The sequence below is a fragment of the Arthrobacter sp. H41 genome, assembly GCF_000520535.1.
GTDB lineage: Bacteria > Actinomycetota > Actinomycetes > Actinomycetales > Micrococcaceae > Arthrobacter_D.
This window is the reverse complement of sequence record NZ_KI914762.1, coordinates 1-991: the sequence shown is the minus strand read 5'-3', so window position 1 is coordinate 991 and position 991 is coordinate 1. Positions and strand designations below refer to the sequence as shown.

The 991-nt window shown below is 69.2% G+C and carries 1 protein-coding gene; it reads right to left on the bottom strand.

The window, feature by feature from the left end; genetic code table 11:
- Positions 1 to 845, bottom strand: an 845-nt coding sequence (gene ssd, locus Y705_RS22115) for a septum site-determining protein Ssd (protein WP_049822179.1), incomplete at its 3' end; no start/stop codon positions are given.
- Positions 846 to 991 lie beyond the last annotated feature (146 nt).

Sequence of the window (991 nt, the reverse complement as noted above, 5' to 3'; positions counted from 1 at the left end):
CGCTGGGCAGCAAGGGCGGCCGACACGGCCCTCAATCGTGCAGGAACCACGAGCACAACCCGATCACAGAACCCCAGCAGCGAGTCCTGGTGGGCGGCCCCGAGGTCGATGAACACCACATCGAATACCTGACGTGCTGCGTCGAGGACCGCGAGTGTGGACGAAGGACTGGGAGATCGGGCGGGCTCCGGGTGCCCCGGGCCGTGGGACAGGAAAGAAAAGCGTCCGGCGGACGGCAGGGCCGATGCGAGTTGTGCCGGGTTGAGGCTGCCCAGGACCTCGGCCAGGTCCGCCCATCGCACGCCGGGAGTATTCTCTCCTCCGAAAGCCAGGTCCAGGCCACCTCCGGAGGGATCCCCATCGATGAGGACCGCGGTGAGCCCGTCAGCGCCCGCGCAGTCCGCCAGCCAGCAGCTGAGGGTGCTGGCACCGGCTCCGCCGACACTGCCCATCACCCCGACGATCGACCCGAGGCCGACCGGGTTCTGGAGCCGGCCGAGGTACTCGGCGAGCCACCCTGCGCCCTGCGGCAGGATGGCAACCCGACCGGCATGGAAGCGGGCGGCAGCAGACCACACGAGGTCCTCCTCGCTGGCCAGCCCGATGAGGATGACGCTGATACCGGCGGGCACCCGCTCATGCGGGCTACCGGGCGTCACGAGAAGAACCGATGGTTGATGCTTCAGTGCCGGCTGGACGGAGTCGGCGGTGGTCAAGGGGACCCCTGCGGCCGCGCAGACGCGGGCTGTTTCGTCGTGCAGCTCCTGGGAGCCGCCGACGAGCACCACCGCACCCCGACCGGTTCCCTCCTCCGCACCCGGTGTCCAGAACCGTTCCTCCGTCATGCGTCAATGCTGGCGTCCGCCGACCCCTTGCGCCGTCGTCGTCGGGCCTAAGTGGACAACCCCCGCAGAGGACGGATCCTTCCTCCGCCACAGGAGAGAATGGAGCCATGTATGTTGCTGTGGCCGCACCGGCCAGCGTCGGGGCG